Source organism: Pseudoxanthomonas sacheonensis (assembly GCF_031455975.1).
In the GTDB taxonomy this organism is placed as follows: Bacteria; Pseudomonadota; Gammaproteobacteria; order Xanthomonadales; family Xanthomonadaceae; genus Pseudoxanthomonas_A; species Pseudoxanthomonas_A sacheonensis_A.
Map to the genome: position 1 here is coordinate 954,856 of NZ_JAVDTT010000001.1, position 15,195 is coordinate 970,050.

Sequence of the window (15,195 nt, forward strand, 5' to 3'; positions counted from 1 at the left end):
GGCGCCAATCCGCCGCCCCGTATCAGCAACTCCCCCACAAATTCGGAGCATCCCCCATGAGCAACGCATCCAAGACCGCACTCGTTACCGGCGCCACCCGCGGCATCGGTTTCGAAACCGTCCGCCAGTTGGCCCAGACCGGCGTCCACACTTTGCTGGCCGGCCGCGACCGCACCAAGGCCGTCGAAGCGGCGCTGAAACTGCAGGCCGAGGGCCTGCCGGTGGAGGCGATCGTCCTCGACGTCACCGACACGGCCAGCATCGCCGCGGCCGCCGATGAAGTGGCGAAGAAGTACGGCCACCTCGACATCCTGGTCAACAACGCCGGCATCCTGCGCGACGAGCAGGGCAAGAAGATCTCGGAACAGACCTTGCAGGCCTGGCGCGAGACCTTCGATACCAATCTGTTCGGCCTGATCGCCGTCACCCAGTCGTTCCTGCCATTGCTGCACAAATCGCCGGCCGGCCGCATCGTCAACGTCTCCAGCCTGCTGGGTTCGATGACGCTGCACAGCGATCCTACGTCGCCGATCTACGACTTCAAGATTCCCGCCTACAACGTCTCCAAGAGCGCGGTGAACGCCTGGACCGTGCAGCTGGCCTACGAACTGCGCGACAGCAAGATCAAGGTCAACACCATCCATCCGGGCTATGTGAAGACGGATATGAATGCGGGCGAAGGCGAGATCGATGTTCCGGACGGCGCCAAGACCAGCGTCGCCCTGGCGCTGATCGACGATGCCGGTCCCAACGGTTCGTACCGTTACCTGGACAACGTCCTTCCCTGGTGAACAGCGGCGGACCACGCAGAACGAAACACGAAACATCCCGCGCGCCATGCGCGCGTCAACGGAGTAGATCATGAGCAACAGTCAGAAAATCGCGCTGGTGACCGGCGCAACCCGCGGCATCGGCCTGGAAACCGTGCGCCAACTCGCCACTGCCGGCGTGCACACGCTGCTGGCCGGACGCGACCTGGGCAAGGCCCGTGAGGCCGCCCAGGCGCTGAAGTCGGAGGGACTGCCGGTAGAAGCCATCGCACTGGATGTCAGCGACGCGGCCAGCATCGCAGCCGCTGCCAAACAGGTCGAAGACAGCCACGGCCGGCTGGATATCCTGGTCAACAACGCCGGTATCTTCAAGGACGACTTCGCCAAGTCGCCTTCCGAACAAAACCTGGAGATCTGGCGCGAGACCTTCGACACCAATCTGTTCGGCATGGTGGCCGTCACTCAGGCCCTGCTGCCGCTGTTGCGGCGTGCGCCCGCCGCACGCATCGTCAATCTTTCCAGCAGCCTGGCTTCGCTGGCGTTTCATAGCGACCCGGGTTCGGAGCTCTACGATTTCAAAGTCCCGGCCTACAACGTATCCAAGACAGCGGTCAATGCGTGGACCGTCCAGCTGGCTTATGAGTTGCGCGATACCGCCATCAAAGTCAACGCCGCCGATCCGGGCTCGGTGAAGACCGACATGAATAGCAACGGGCAGCTTGAGCTGGCCGATGGCGCCGCTACCAGCGTGGCTCTGGCGCTGCTCGACGACGCTGGCCCGACCGGTACGTTCCAGCACCGCGGCGAGGTGCTGCCATGGTGATCCGTACTCTTACCGTCGCCGTCGCCAGCGTGTTGCTGGCGGCGTGCACCGTCGGCCCGGACTACGTGCGGCCGAACTTGCCGGCGGTCGACCAGTTTTCCAATAGCGTGCCCTCCAACGGCGTGCCCTCCAACGGCGCGCCGCCGCAGACCGCGCAAACGGCTACGCCGTCCGTGGATGTGGAATTCTGGCGCAGTTTCGGCGATCCGGTGCTGGAGCAACTGGTCGATGAAGCGCTGCTTTCCAACCACGACCTGCGCATCGCCTTGGCGCATTACGAACAAGCCAACGCATTGCTGCGCAATTCGAAGTACGACCGTCTGCCCACATTGGGCGCGAGCGCCGAAGCCAGCGACGCGCGCAGCAGCAGCGACCAGATGCCGGGCGTGGACAGGCCGGGGCGCGACAACGACCAGTACAGCGCCGGCATCAGCGCGCTATGGGAGCTGGATTTCTTCGGCCGCATCCGTCGCAGCATCGAAGCCCAGCGCGCAGAGACCGAAGCCAGCGCGGCCGATCTGGCCGCGGCGCAAGTGGTGCTGGTGGGCGACGTGGCGGAAACCTATTTCCGCCTGCGTGGTTTGCAGGAACAGCTGCGCATCGCCCAACAGAACGCCGACAACCAGGCCCAGACCCTGCGGCTGATCAACCTGCGCAGCAGTGCCGGCCTGAGCAGCAGCTTCGAAGTGGATCGCGCCAGCACCCAGCTGGAGAACACGCGTTCGCGGGTTCCCGCTTTGCAATCCGCGATCGCAGTGGCTACCCATCGCATTGCGGTGCTGGTGGGAAAGACGCCGGAAACCGTGCTGGCCGGACTGGATACCGCCACGCCGTTGCCTTCGCTGCCTGAAACCATCGCTGCGGGTACGCCCGCCGACCTCCTGCGCCGTCGCCCGGACGTGACCGCGGCCGAACGCAGATTAGGCGCGGCCACTGCGCGCATCGGGGTGGCGACCGCGGATCTGTTCCCGCGTTTCACTCTGGGCGGCTTGATCGGAACGCAGGCGCTGGATGCCGGTGCGTTGTTCGAGCGAGACAGCGAAACGCGCCTGATCTCCTTGGGCATCGACGGTTCCTTCCTCAATGTCGGACGGGTGCGTTCGCGGATCGCGGCCGCGAATGCGGCCACGGCGGCGGACCTGGCCGCTTACGAACAGACCGTGCTGCTGGCGCTGGAGGAAACCGAAAACGCGCTGGTCCGGGTGTCCCGCAGCACGGAGGAGAACGCGCATCTGGAACGCGCCGCCGCTGCAGGCGCACGCGCCACGGCCACGGCGCGGCTGCGCTACGACAACGGCGCCATCGACGTGCTGGACGTGCTGGAAGCCGAACGCGCCAGCCTGCAGGCCGAGGACGAATTCGCCCAGGGCAGGGTGCGCAATACGGTCGCAGTGGTGTCGCTATACAAGGCGTTGGCGGGCGGCTGGCCGCAATACGTTCCTAAGGAAAGTACTGCTTCCCGCTGATAACAAGGACGAGCCTAATCCGACGAAGTTCTGCCTTATTATTCTAAATGTAGAACAATTAGTCGGTTCCGAGGGCCTTACTTTGCACCGGTAGGGCCCTCATTCTTTGCGCTACCCATTTTCTGGAGCGCGAAACATGATCACCCTGCGACCTGCCGGCGAACGCGGCCACGCCAACCACGGCTGGCTGGATTCCTGGCACAGCTTTTCCTTCGCCGGTTACCAGGACGACAGCCATGTCCATTGGGGCCCGCTGCGGGTCATCAACGAGGACCGCGTGGCTGCGGGTCGCGGTTTCGGCGAACACGGCCATCGCGACATGGAAATCATCAGCTACGTGCTGGATGGCGCGCTGGGGCACAAGGATTCCATGGGCACCAGCTCCAGCATCGTGCCGGGCGACGTGCAGCGCATGAGCGCCGGTACCGGCGTGCAGCATTCGGAATTCAACTACAGCGATGCCGGCACCACCCACTTCCTGCAGATCTGGATCATCCCCGCCAAGCAGGGCGTGACGCCTTCTTATGCGCAGAAGAATTTCTCCGCCGAAGACAAGCGCGGCAGGTTGCGGCTGGTGGTCAGTCCCGATGGCGCGGACGGCTCGGTCGATATCCACCAGGACGCACGGATGTATGCGGGCTTGTTCGACGGCGACGAGCGCGCCGAACTGGCGCTGGCTCCAGGCCGGCTGGGTTATGTGCATGTGGCGCGCGGCGGGATCGTGGCGAATGGCCGCAAGCTGGCGGCGGGCGATGCGCTGCTTTTCGAGGACGAAACTTCGGTGAGCCTTGCCGAAGGAAAGGGTGCGGAAGTGCTGGTGTTCGATTTGCCGCGGATGTGAGGATCAGGCGTTACGGGCCTGCAAGCGCGTAACGGCGGCCTTTAACAGAATTTTCGAATACATCTTGTGGAACCCCAGCAGAAGCCGGAATCCGGTGCCGATATCGGCTCCGGATTCCGATCCTTTGGCCGGGACGACCGCCGAGCCGAAATACAACCGCGTGTCGTCGCCCGATTCGCCCGCTGCGGTCATCAACCATGATCGGGTGCGGCCATGCAGATCGCACAGCAGCAGTTGATCTTCGCGTCGGTCCTCGACGGTCCATGCGGAGAACGCATCGAGACCGCCCTGGGCGAGCAAGGTCGCCTGCGCATCGGTGGAAGGTTTGGCGACGGCCCATTTCAGGATCGTTCTCTCCAGTTTGAATACCCAAGTGGTGTAGAAAGCCTCCACGAAATCGGCCTGCGTCACGCGCACGGCGATTTCGGTCGAGTAGCAATCCGTGTACGCACCTTGCTGCGGGCGATAACGGCTCAGCAGCGAAGCATCGGGAAGCGGGCAGGGCAGGATGGCGGACAAGCGCGGGTCCGGCAAAGACGATCAGGGTTTGGTCGGCGATGCGGGGACGGCAGGCGGTTTCCGCCAGGCATCGTCTGGATTTTCCAGCAGCGAAATATCCGGGATGCGGTATTCGCAGCCCAGCAGCACCATGCCCTCAAGACCGGGCGCCTCGGCGTTGAAGATCACCAGCGCGTGCTGGTCGTCCAGTGCGCCGGACAGCGGCGACTCGCTGGATTGTTCGAGCGCATGTTCCAGCTGGGCAGTGACCGCGTCCAGCGAACCGCTGACCGCCATCATCACGCGATTCGGCGCGATCACGATGACGTCGCTTTCGTTGCCCCATGCCGATATCGGCTCCTCCAGCCGGTACACGTCCAGCATCGGCTGGCTGAGCTGGCGGTAGGCCTGGCTGAAATCGTCTTCGCGCTCGTCGCGGATCTCCTGCATCAGGCCCGGGTAGCGTTCGTAACTGATTCGACAGGTGAGGGCATCGGCCAGCGCGTCGGCCCCCGCGCTGACGGCGGGGGAAGGGAGGGCGATCGGTGGGGCAGTGATCGGTGCAGCGGCAGCGATCGCGGGTTTCCCCACAGGCGTCTGCGCAGTCGCCAGGCAGGCGCAGGCGTACAGCGACGCCCCGAGCAGCGTCTTATTCGAGCTGCGATTTTGCATATGCCGCGTCCAGCGTTTCCATCGCGTCCTTGGGCTTGAGCTTGCCGGCCTTTTCGAAGGCGCTGGCAGCGGCGTCTTCTTTCTTTTCGCCGTACAGCAGCAACAGAACGTTGCCGTGTTCGACATGGGCGATAGGCGAGTCCGGGGTCAGCTTCAAGGCCGTCTTGATGTGCGACTCGGCTTCGGCGGTCTTGGCGCCGTAAGTCAGGCCGCCGATCATGGCGCCGATCTTGCCGATGATCTCGGCGTGGTAGAGCGCCAGGGCGGTATGCGCTTCGGCATGTTTGGGCGCCAGTTCCAAAGTGGCGTTGAGCGATTCGCGCACCTTGCCGGCGATGCCCTGTTTCAGCGCTTTGGCGATGCTCAGGCCCTGGCTGTAGCGGCCCAGCGCGAAGGCGTGGCGGTAGTGGCTGTTGGCTTCGTCGGGCAGCGCTTTCACCGCCGCTTCGGCCAGCTTGGCGGCCTGTTCGAAACGCTTGAGTTTCTCGGCATCGTCGTCGACCAGGTAGGTGGCGTGGATACCGAGCGCCTTCACTGCGACCGAGGCGCCGAGCGGACCGAGCGCTTCGCCGGTTTCGAACGCGGCCTGGAAATCGCCGTGGTGGAAGGCGCGCCAAGCCTCCTGCAATTTCGCCGAAAGGGTGGCGGCGTCCAGGCCTTTCGCGGATTTGCCGGCAGCATCCAGCATTGCCTGCGCGCGCTTTGCATCGGGGTAGGGTTCGTTGTCGCCCGCATGCAGCGCTGGCCATGCTTTCTTCAAGGCATCGCCGGCATAGGCGAAGCCTTTGGCGTCATGCGGAAACGCGGCCCACTTCGATGATTTTCCAGCCATATTGAAATCCCCTCCAAGGAATTACGGCGAGCATGGCGGGCGGCACGGCGGCTGGCAAGCCCTACGGAATCCAGCCTTCAGGCGGCCAATAGTGTGTTTGCTCCAGCCTCGCTGGGCAGTATCCACTGTGTAAACCGGCCATCGGGGCCGGTACTCCGGAGCCCCCATGGCCGCCAAGAAGAAAACCAAATCCAAGGTGCAGGAAACCACCCTGCGTCACCTGTGGCTCGCCGGCCTGGGCGCAGTCGTCGTCGCCCGCCGCGAAACCCTGAATGCCGCCAACGACGCCGTCGCCAAGGTGGAGGCGTTGAAGAAGCAGGCCAACAAGTTCGCCAACGAGGCGCAGGCCAATGTGCTGGACGGTATCGCCAGCGTGCGCGAACAGGGCGAGGCCAAGGCCAGTCAGTTCAGCGCGGAGGTCGAAGCCCGTCTGGCACCGGTGCTGGTCAAGCTGGGCCTGAAGCCCCAAACCAAGAAAACCACGCGTGGCCGCAAGCCCGCGAAGAAGGCGGTCGCCAAACGCGCACGCGCTACGCCGGTTCGCAAACCGGCTGCGAAGCGCACGGTGCGCAAGGCGCGCAGCTAAGTAAGATCGACTTACGGCAATAAGAAAACGCCCCGCAATGCGGGGCGTTTTCGTCTGAGGTGTTGGGGCCTAAGGTCTGCATGAGTTGTTGGATGGCAGAACCACCTTCATTCCTCGATCGCCTCGATACCACGCTGCTTGAGCTTCTCAAGATTATCGTGCATTTCCTTGAGCTGCTCGGGGGAGTGACCCGTCCAATCCATGACCTCGCCGATGATGCGAAACGGATCCCGAGAACGGTATGACTTTGTAGGATTTCCGGGGAATTTCTTGTTCGTCAGGTTCGGATCGTCTTCAATGGATCCCGTGGGTTCCACGATGTAGATCCTGCCACGCCCCGAGCCAACGGCCAGTTCGGCTCCCCAGGTGGCCGCATCTAGCGTGGCGCTCAGGTAAACGAAAGCCGCCTGTTTCCTTTTGCCATAGTTGGAGGCATAGCCCGGTCCGATCAGGTCACCTACTTTCAGGTCGGCCTTTGTGCCGTGGTAGTACGTTTGGGAATCGGTCATCGCTTCACTCCGGTTTCCTGTCATGTCGACAGGCCGGCGATGCTGCATTACGCCCAGGGGCTTGCCGCAAGCCCCCCTGTGTTGTATAAATTGATTGTGGGGAGGCGCGCGGCGCCTCCCTTTTTTATTTTGGCCGCCTCAGAACCTCCCGCCACGCAGGAAGCGCAGCTTTCATTGAGGCACTTAGCGCGTGAACTAAGCCGGCCGGCGAAGCGGCTTCGGCTCGGGTGAATGGTTGACGCCCGCCTTATGGGCCCGCAGGACGATAGCCGCTATCGACCCAGCTGATGAGTGTTTCGAAGGCGCTTCGAATTTGCTCGGGTGCGAAGCCGCAGTGTCCTTCGCCCGCTGAGGGTAGTACGACCACTCGATCGGAGCGGCCAGCCGCGGCGGCCAACGCCGGATAGATAGTGGTGAGTCGTTTGGGAATCGTAGGATCATCGTTGTTGGATTGAAGAACCAGCGGCTTTCCGACGCGACCGGTGAGATCGGCATGATCGGCAAGATACTTCATGGCATTTTGATCGCCAGAATAACGGCGCACCGCTTTATTGAAGGCGGCATCGTCTCCAAAGCCCGAGTAGACCGTAGCCCTGTTGTCCGCAGGAAACCCTCCCGTTCGCGCTTGCATCTCGCGCAGCACCATGTAATTCAGCATCAGTGCGCCTGGAAGAGCGGCTCTCGCAATCTCCAGGCGCCTCGATAGAATTCCAGCAGCTTGCTCGTTCGCTTTCAGCGCGGATTCGATCGCTTCTGGGTCCAGCATGGCCGGCGATGCCGGATCGGAAAGGCCTCCGGAGGCGAGCCCCATAACCCCGGGAAAGAAATAATCGAATGCCACGAGTGACGGAAGAACCGCATCATTGAAGGCGCTTGCCGCAGGAGTATTGACCCCGCATAGCGATAGCGCGCCATCGTAGAGAGAGCCGTAGTTTTCCAAACTGGCGAGCGCAATGTGACCGCCCAATGAGAATCCAACGAGATAGGTTCGGCGGGAATCCCCGTACTTTCCTTCGAAGTACGAGCGAAGCCGCTCGTTGTCCGGTACTGCATCGGCCACGGACCAGCCTTGGGATGCATAGGCGCTTGCGGCAACCGCATAGCCTTGGGATAGGAAAATGGGGGCCGCCTCGTTCTGAGGCCAGGGCGTCGTACGGGGAACGCCCTTTGGCTCGTACCCGTGTAGCAGCATCACCAGGCCGCCGTTCCAATTGGCGGGAATGTCCACTCGATAAGGTGCGTTATCTAGCGTGCCGCTATCCACTACTGGCAAGCGACTCTGCGTTGGAGTGCGCTGAGCGGCTGGCGGTGCGCTTCCGCAACCTGCAATAAGGCCGAAAGCTAGCGTTAGCGCCGTGATGCGGCTTTTTTTCGTCCAGATCATGCAAGACACTTCCTTCGGGTGCTAATGCCTGAATTGAGCCGCGCCGGAAACCGGGTTCGGGTCGAATGAGTTGTTGGGCGATGTAGGCAAGGACTTCAGGCGCCTTTGTTCTTGTCGTCCCAGAGCATCGGCTCCCAAAGCTCCACCTTGTTCCCATCCGGGTCCATGATCCATGCGAACTTGCCGTTCTCGTGCGACTCCGGACCGCTAACGATTGCCACGCCGGCGGCCTGCAGTTGCGCAAGCATTTCATCGAGGTTGTCGACCCGATAGTTGATCATGAAGGAAGAGTCGCTGGGACTGAACCACTGACTGTCCTTATCCGCGAGATTCCACACAGTCAGACCCAGATCTTCAGCCTTGTCGTCCGGCCATTTGAGTACGGCGCCGCCCCAGCTTTCCAGCTGCATGCCCAAGTGCTTCTGATACCACGCCGCCAGCGCGGCGCTATCGCCCTTGCACTTCAAGAAGACGCCGCCAATTCCGGTAATCTTTGCCATCGTAGCTTCCAGTTTGTTGAGTCGTCTAACGCCTGACATAGCCAAGCCGCGACGCGGCGACGGCTCGAATGAATTATTAGGACTGGCCAGGCGCGCGAGTGAAAAAAGCGGTGCGCATCACCGGGGTCCCATCTTCTTTGAAATATGCCTCGGTCTCGGTCAAGACCCTGCCATCCGCACTCACCGAGTAAACCCGCGTGGATCTTGGAATTCCTTCATAGACAAACTGCATTACCAGCACGTTTGGAGCGGGCATCTTCGCGGCGAGAACGTCGACCCAATAGGTACCGGACGCTCGCCCAGGCGTACCATCTAGAGACAGGGTGGATTCCGCGTGCATCTTATTGTCGCTCTGGTCGACTATCTCGGCGCGAGTCGTCAACTTGCCGCCAGCCGCATCACGGAAATCCAGAGTGACGCTCTTCGGTCGCGCTTCTGGTGGCATCGGCAAGGTGCCTATATCCAGAGTCCAACGGCCTAACAATGGCGACTCCGCCGTCGGTGCAGCGAATGTGGGTATGACTTGGAGCATAACGACAGCCAGCAACGCAACGAATATTGCTTTCATGTGACCTCCTGTTAGAGATTCGACGTTACTTCCCTGGCCAAATCTTGTGCTGACTGAGTGAGCGATGCTGTTAATGGAGCCTCAACGTCTGAATTAATCCGATTCGCGAAGCGAGTATGGCTTGAATGAATTGTTAGGCATTACTCTCGGAGCGTGCCCGAATGAAAGCTTCAATAGCACCGGGAGTCCTTGAGCCGCGACTTAACCACTCCGCTCGCCACTCGGCAATTCTTTCACCTCGTTCGTGGATGTAGGTACCCTGCTTTGGCTCGTCTATCCACTCAAGCTGGCGAATCAGCGCGAGCGGTTCCTCAGCAAGAGCTGTGCTTTTTGAGAACTCCAAAGCCTCGGAATAGGACTCAAAAGCATAGTAATAATCTGATCCATCTTCATCGTCTGGTGCATCCGGATCAGGGTGGCACCACACACGATACTCAAGTACATGGTCAAAGAAGTAACCGCCGCCGGCCTTAGCTAAGGCGGGATACTCACCAACCATTTTTGGATCCAGAGAGTTGGGATAGTCCATATGTGATGCCTAACTAGAGTTAGGCCAAAAAGTGAGGCGTAGGGCGGATTCTGGGTAAGGTCCAGGAGCCCTGTCAATCAGAGTTCGGGTTGTCACAGAAAAACACATGACCGCCCGCGATGGCCGGGCGATTTCTATTGGAGTCAGGCAGGAATCCCGACGCCTAGCAGTTTCGCCGGGACGCTTGCATCGTCCGCATCGGTTACCAGAAGCAGACATATGCGGTCGCCTTGAACTGTCGCATGGATGCCTTCGACCTTTTCGATAGGTTCGAGCCGAAGCATGGTTTCCACACGACCATCGGCTCCGATGATTCCGATGGCGGCGCCCAGGCAAGGGCCATCCAGGTAGCTGTCTTCCGTGTTTTCCGCCACTGCGCTGAACACGATGCGTCCGTCAGGCAGAGCCGCGCCATCGGTGAAAGAGAGCGGGGCGCCTTCGATCGCGCCTAGATCGAAACTCTGGACGCGGCTTGCGGCGATCGGAGAGACGTTCTCAGCTTCGGGATTCGCCGCGCGGAAAATTTCGCGCAGAGGAAACGAGATCAGCGCGCTTTCCGGTTGCGCCTTGCTTCCGCGCTGGAGAAGGATCAGCTCATCCCCGAGCACCACGGCGCCTTCGATATTCAACGCGGGAAATCTGCTCTCCAGCGATGAGTAGAGGAACGTCAGGTCGTACGGGCGAGGCTCTCCAGCAATACGCCCGGGTTCGTCCAGTTTCAGTAAGGCGCCGGTGCGCCGGTTAGGCTTGGACCCGGAAGCAAGCGCCAACAGAGCGCCGTGCGGATAGCCGGGAAAGCTCGGCAATCGGACCAGCGCTTCGAGGTCCGGCTTGAGCGCTTTGCGCTCGGCAGCACTATCGGGGAGTTCACCCGGGAAAAGTCGGGCCAGGGAGCCGGCACCGGCTCCGTTTCCGTCGAACACCCCCAGGTGCAGCTCGTCGTCCGCAATTACGTAGAGGAACTTGCCGACGACAACCATGCCGCTCGCCGCGCTGATGTGTCGGGCGTTGTCCGCATCCGATGGCGATGCGAGCGCCAGCTCGCGAATGAATCTTGTGGTCACGACCATGCTCTAGTCCAAACGTGGTCTAGTCCGGACGCGGTCTAGTCCAGATAAGCCTGCGTCAAGGTATTCAGATGCACCCGCTCCGCATCGCGCAGGAACGGAGCCAGCAGCATCATCACCTGCACGATGCCGTGGCGAATGGCGACCTGCTCGTCCTTGTCGCCACGGGCGGCGGCGTAGTTGAGCCAGAAAGTGGCGATGACCAGCACGTTGGTGGCGGTTCCGGCCAGTTCCGCGGCCGAGGCGCGCATGATTCCCGCCTGGGACATGCCCCGCATCACCGTGTGCGCGCTGTCGTCGGCGCGCTTGAGGATGCGTGCGAAGCGCATGCGGATGCGCCGGTTGCGGCTGAGGATTTCCACCAGGTCGCGATACAGGAACCGGTAGTCCCAAATGCACTCGAACACCAAGTGCAGCTGCAGCCAGATGTCCTCCAGTCCCGGCAGACGCCCGGACGGCGTCGCCAACGCGGCGTCCATGCGCTCTTCATAGCGCGCGAACAACTGCTCGATGATGTCGTCCTTGTTGCGGAAGTGGTAGTACAGATTGCCCGGGCTTATTTCCAGCTCGTCGGCGATGTGGTTGGTGGTGACATGCGGTTCGCCCTGCGTGTTGAACATCGCAAGCGAGGCATCGAGGATGCGTTGGCGCGTGTCGCGTGCCACCAGGGTCGGATTCGGCGCTGGGCGGTCAGGCGGTCAGCTTCTTCACCAGATCCACGTATTTCTTCTGCGCCTCTTCCTGCGCGGTGCCCTTGAGCTTGGCCCAGGCCTCGTATTTGGCGGTGCCGACGAAATCGAAGAATCCCGGCTTGTCGCCGCTGACGTCGCCTTCCGAACCCTGCTTGTAGAGCGCATACAGGCGGAGGAGAGTGTCGTTGTCCGGTCGCTCGGACAGGCCCTGGATCGCCTTGGACGCCTGTTCGAAGCTGCTTTTCAGATCTGCCATTGTAAAGATCCCTCCCAGTGATCGCGCGCATCACACCACGCGGGGCAGGATGGGTCAATGCCGTCCGCCATGTGACGGCATTGTCGAATAGCGCCATCTCTGGCAACTTAGGCCGCAGGGGCGCAGCGGAGGGGCCGCGCCCAAACACCAGGGATAGACCGCATATGAGTTATTTCGTCACCGGCGCCACGGGATTCATCGGCCGCTACCTGGTCACCAATCTGCTCAAGCGCAGCGGAACCGTGTACGTCCTGGTCCGCAAGGATTCGCAGAAGAAATTCGACGCCATCGCCAAGAAAGCGGGGTGGGACCTCAAGCGCGTCAGCGTGGTCTACGGCGACATGACCAAGGCCAAGTGCGGACTCACGCCCACCCAGGTGCGCACGCTGTCGGGAAAGGTGAAGCATTTCTTTCATCTGGCCGCCATCTACGACCTGGCAGCCAGCGCCGAAGCGCAGCGCGCCGCCAATATCGACGGCACCCAGCATGCGTTGGACCTGGCAGCGACGATCAAGGCCGGGGTGTTCCACCACACCAGTTCGATCGCGGCCGCCGGCCTGTATCCGGGCATCTTCCGCGAAGACATGTTCGACGAGGCCGAAGGCCTGGACGATCCCTACCTGCGCACCAAGCACGATTCCGAAGGATTGGTCCGCAACGAGAAACGCATCAAGTGGCGCATCTACCGTCCCGGCATGGTCGTGGGGCATTCGCAGACCGGCGAGATCGACAAGATCGACGGGCCTTATTACTTCTTCACCCTGATCAAGAAGCTGCGCGAGATCCTGCCGGCGTGGATGCCGGTGCTGGGCATCGAGGGCGGCCGCATCAATATCGTGCCCGTGGACTATGTGGCCGACGCCATGGACCACATCGCGCACAAGCCCAAGCTGGACAGCCACACCTTCCACCTGACCGATCCCGAGCCGCTACGCGTGGGCGAAGTGCTGAACACTTTCTGCCGCGCCGGCCACGCGCCGGAGATGACCATGCGCATCGATGCGCGCATGTTCGCCTTCGTGCCCAGCGGCATTCGCGGCGCGGTCGGCAACCTGCCGCCGGTGAAGCGCTTCATCGGCATGCTGCTGCGCGACTTCAAGATTCCGAAGGAAGTGCTGAAGTTCATCACCTATCCCACGCGCTTCGACAGCCGCGAGGCCGAGCGGGCGCTCAAGGGTTCGGGCATCGCGGTGCCCAAGCTGGAAGGTTATGCATGGCGGTTGTGGGACTACTGGGAACGGCACCTGGACCCGGATCTGTTCATCGACCGAACCCTGAAGGGCAAGGTCCGCAACAAGGTAGTGGTGATCACCGGCGGGTCGTCGGGCATCGGCCTGTCGACCGCCCAGCGCGTTGCCGAGGCCGGTGCGATCACCGTGATCGTCGCGCGTGGCGAGGAGGAACTGTTCAAAGCCCGCGATGAGATGAAGAAGGCGGGCGGCAAGGTCTTCGCCTACACCGCGGATCTGGCGGACATGGCCGACTGCGACCGTCTGGTGAAGCTGGTGCTGGAGGAGCACGGCCACGTCGATATCCTGATCAACAACGCCGGCCGCTCGATCCGCCGTTCGATCGAAGCCAGCTACGATCGCTTCCACGATTTCGAGCGCACCATGCAGCTGAACTATTTCGGCAGCATCCGCCTGATCATGGGCTTCATGCCCACCATGACCCATCGCCGCAAGGGCCACATCATCAACATCAGCTCCATCGGCGTGCTGGCCAGTTCGCCGCGGTTCTCGGCGTACGTGGCGTCGAAGGCGGCGCTGGACGCTTTCAGTCGCTGCGCGCAGGGCGAGCTGTCGGGCAAGGGCATCAGCTTCACCACCATCAACATGCCGTTGGTGAAGACGCCGATGATCGCGCCGACCAAGATGTACGACAGCGTGCCCACGCTGTCGCCGGAAGAAGCCGCAGACCTGCTGGTCAAGGCGATCATCGAGAAGCCGAGCCGCATCGCCACGCGCCTGGGCATCTTCTCGGCCCTGGTCAATGCGGTGGCGCCGAAGGCCTACGAGGTGATCATGAGCACTGCGTTCGAACTGTTCCCCGACTCGGCGGCGGCCAAGGGCGACCGCAAGGCGCTGAAGGAATCGGCGCCCAGCCAGGAACAGATCGCATTCGCCTCGTTGATGCGCGGAGTGCACTGGTAGGCCGAACGGCCCGCCAGTCGGTCGCTCAGTTTCGCTTCAAAGCGATTCGCACTGCCGCCAACGCACTTGCTCGGCGCTGCCCTGCGGCGGATTCATCTGCACCCGGGTCAGCTCCAGATCGGGGTAGGCCCTCAGTTGGTCGCAGACCAGCGGCCAGGCGGCCTCTTCGGCGACCGCACGGTCCACGGACAATGTGGACCGCGAAATCCATACGCCGCGGATGATGCCTGGCGTCCTGGACAGTTTCCTGGAGATTTCCGCGCGATGCTTTTCGGTGTCGGCTTCGGTAACCGCAGCTGCTGGTGCGGCGGGGGCCGGGGGCGTCGCGGCTTTGGGCGCCGCCAACGGGCTGGGCACTGCTGTGGGCTTGCTGGGGTTTGCGGTGGGCGCTGCAAGAACAGGAGCATCCGATACCGGAGCCAGTCTGCCGGGGAAGGCCAGCGTCGACGCCAATCCCAGGGTGACCGCCCCCAGCCAAGCGATGCCGATATGGCGGCGCGCCCTGGCCGCGGCGTTGCCGGCGATGCGACGCTGCAGGTTTCCTTCCACCATCGGCTTGACGGTCGGCCAGAGCAGCGGACCATCGATCACTTCGATGTTATGCCGGCCGGCTTTTTCGACGCCGCCTTTGTCCAGCACGCCCTCGGTCACCAGAATCCCGCCCTGGACGCCCCTCAGGCGTATCTCCGAGGCGAATTCGTCGACTGCGGCAGAACCGATGCGATAGGCGGAGCCATGCTTACAGGCCAGCAACAGCTGCTTGCCTTCGCCAGAGAGCAGGAAACTGGCGCTGTGCTCCTGATTGTCTTCATGGGCGGTAGGAATCCGCTCCAGCCCGCGCAATTCCATGGCTTCCAGAATCAGGCGGGAGAAATCGCGCCAGCGCATCCCGGCAAGCGCCAGTAGGCCCGCGGCGGTTTCATCGTCGCGGCGACGGATCAGCCAGAGGTAAGCGGTGGTAACGGCACCCACGAGCAGCGTAATGACCGATCCGAACAACCAAGCGGGCATGATTACCTTTCAACGGACCTGAGGAATCTCACATTCTA

At 62.1% G+C, this 15,195-nt stretch carries 18 protein-coding genes; 6 read left to right on the forward strand and 12 right to left on the reverse strand.

Translation table 11 applies throughout. The features are described 5' to 3' along the window. Nucleotides 1-56: 56 nt before the first annotated feature. From J2W94_RS04300 to J2W94_RS04315, 4 genes are all read left to right on the forward strand, one after another. Nucleotides 57-791, forward strand: coding sequence for an SDR family oxidoreductase (locus tag J2W94_RS04300; RefSeq protein ID WP_310090479.1), 735 nt, complete (start codon nucleotides 57-59; stop codon nucleotides 789-791). Nucleotides 792-861: 70 nt separating this feature from the next. Continuing rightward, the gene (locus J2W94_RS04305) at nucleotides 862-1,593 is read left to right on the forward strand and encodes an SDR family oxidoreductase (RefSeq protein WP_310090480.1); all 732 of its coding nucleotides are present in this window, start codon (nucleotides 862-864) and stop codon (nucleotides 1,591-1,593) included. Further along, nucleotides 1,587-3,059, forward strand: a complete 1,473-nt coding sequence (locus J2W94_RS04310; RefSeq protein WP_310090481.1) for an efflux transporter outer membrane subunit — start codon at nucleotides 1,587-1,589, stop codon at nucleotides 3,057-3,059. The genes J2W94_RS04305 and J2W94_RS04310 overlap by 7 nt, the downstream gene beginning before the upstream one ends. A 136-nt stretch (nucleotides 3,060-3,195) precedes the next feature. Further along, nucleotides 3,196-3,900: a pirin family protein gene (locus J2W94_RS04315; RefSeq protein WP_310090482.1), complete on the forward strand. Its 705-nt coding sequence runs from the start codon at nucleotides 3,196-3,198 to the stop codon at nucleotides 3,898-3,900. 3 nt (nucleotides 3,901-3,903) lie between these two features. Here the strand turns inward: J2W94_RS04315 and J2W94_RS04320 are convergent, their stop codons facing one another. From J2W94_RS04320 to J2W94_RS04330, 3 genes are read right to left on the reverse strand one after another with little or no spacing between them, the layout of a single operon-like run. Further along, the gene (locus J2W94_RS04320; RefSeq protein WP_310090483.1) at nucleotides 3,904-4,419 is read right to left on the reverse strand and encodes a hypothetical protein; all 516 of its coding nucleotides are present in this window, start codon (nucleotides 4,417-4,419) and stop codon (nucleotides 3,904-3,906) included. 21 nt (nucleotides 4,420-4,440) lie between these two features. Beyond that, a complete protein-coding gene (locus J2W94_RS04325) occupies nucleotides 4,441-5,070 on the reverse strand; it encodes a hypothetical protein (protein ID WP_310090484.1) in 630 nt (209 codons plus the stop codon). Next, on the reverse strand, nucleotides 5,048-5,902 hold the full coding sequence (locus J2W94_RS04330; protein ID WP_310090485.1) for a hypothetical protein: 855 nt from the start codon (nucleotides 5,900-5,902) through the stop codon (nucleotides 5,048-5,050). Before J2W94_RS04330 ends, J2W94_RS04325 begins: the two co-directional genes overlap by 23 nt. A 166-nt stretch (nucleotides 5,903-6,068) precedes the next feature. On the opposite strand from J2W94_RS04330, the gene J2W94_RS04335 reads away from it, so the two are divergent. After that, a complete protein-coding gene (locus J2W94_RS04335) occupies nucleotides 6,069-6,488 on the forward strand; it encodes a hypothetical protein (protein WP_310090486.1) in 420 nt (139 codons plus the stop codon). A gap of 107 nt (nucleotides 6,489-6,595) precedes the next feature. On the opposite strand, the gene arr is transcribed toward J2W94_RS04335, so the two are convergent. The 8 genes from arr to J2W94_RS04375 form a co-directional block, all read right to left on the reverse strand. Beyond that, nucleotides 6,596-6,997, reverse strand: a complete 402-nt coding sequence (arr, locus tag J2W94_RS04340) for an NAD(+)--rifampin ADP-ribosyltransferase (RefSeq protein WP_310090487.1) — start codon at nucleotides 6,995-6,997, stop codon at nucleotides 6,596-6,598. 247 nt (nucleotides 6,998-7,244) lie between these two features. Then, nucleotides 7,245-8,381: a hypothetical protein gene (locus J2W94_RS04345; RefSeq protein WP_310090488.1), complete on the reverse strand. Its 1,137-nt coding sequence runs from the start codon at nucleotides 8,379-8,381 to the stop codon at nucleotides 7,245-7,247. Nucleotides 8,382-8,476: 95 nt separating this feature from the next. After that, nucleotides 8,477-8,881 carry a VOC family protein gene (locus J2W94_RS04350; RefSeq protein ID WP_310090489.1) on the reverse strand — a complete coding sequence of 135 codons (405 nt, stop codon included), beginning with the start codon at nucleotides 8,879-8,881 and terminating at the stop codon, nucleotides 8,477-8,479. Between the two features lie 76 nt (nucleotides 8,882-8,957). Then, the gene (locus J2W94_RS04355) at nucleotides 8,958-9,425 is read right to left on the reverse strand and encodes a LuxR family transcriptional regulator (protein WP_310091571.1); all 468 of its coding nucleotides are present in this window, start codon (nucleotides 9,423-9,425) and stop codon (nucleotides 8,958-8,960) included. A 157-nt stretch (nucleotides 9,426-9,582) separates the two neighbouring features. Beyond that, nucleotides 9,583-9,978, reverse strand: coding sequence for a hypothetical protein (locus tag J2W94_RS04360; RefSeq protein ID WP_310090490.1), 396 nt, complete (start codon nucleotides 9,976-9,978; stop codon nucleotides 9,583-9,585). Between the two features lie 143 nt (nucleotides 9,979-10,121). Further along, a complete protein-coding gene (locus tag J2W94_RS04365) occupies nucleotides 10,122-11,048 on the reverse strand; it encodes a DUF6929 family protein (protein ID WP_310090491.1) in 927 nt (308 codons plus the stop codon). 35 nt (nucleotides 11,049-11,083) lie between these two features. Further along, nucleotides 11,084-11,710 carry a TetR/AcrR family transcriptional regulator gene (locus J2W94_RS04370; protein WP_310090492.1) on the reverse strand — a complete coding sequence of 209 codons (627 nt, stop codon included), beginning with the start codon at nucleotides 11,708-11,710 and terminating at the stop codon, nucleotides 11,084-11,086. A gap of 25 nt (nucleotides 11,711-11,735) precedes the next feature. After that, entirely contained in the window at nucleotides 11,736-11,993 is a 258-nt protein-coding gene (locus tag J2W94_RS04375; RefSeq protein WP_310090493.1) for an acyl-CoA-binding protein, read from the reverse strand. A gap of 164 nt (nucleotides 11,994-12,157) precedes the next feature. On the opposite strand from J2W94_RS04375, the gene J2W94_RS04380 reads away from it, so the two are divergent. Then, a complete protein-coding gene (locus tag J2W94_RS04380; RefSeq protein WP_310090494.1) occupies nucleotides 12,158-14,146 on the forward strand; it encodes an SDR family oxidoreductase in 1,989 nt (662 codons plus the stop codon). A 36-nt stretch (nucleotides 14,147-14,182) separates the two neighbouring features. Here J2W94_RS04380 and J2W94_RS04385 read toward each other — a convergent pair whose 3' ends face one another. Then, on the reverse strand, nucleotides 14,183-15,157 hold the full coding sequence (locus tag J2W94_RS04385) for a restriction endonuclease (RefSeq protein ID WP_310090495.1): 975 nt from the start codon (nucleotides 15,155-15,157) through the stop codon (nucleotides 14,183-14,185). Nucleotides 15,158-15,195: the final 38 nt, after the last annotated feature.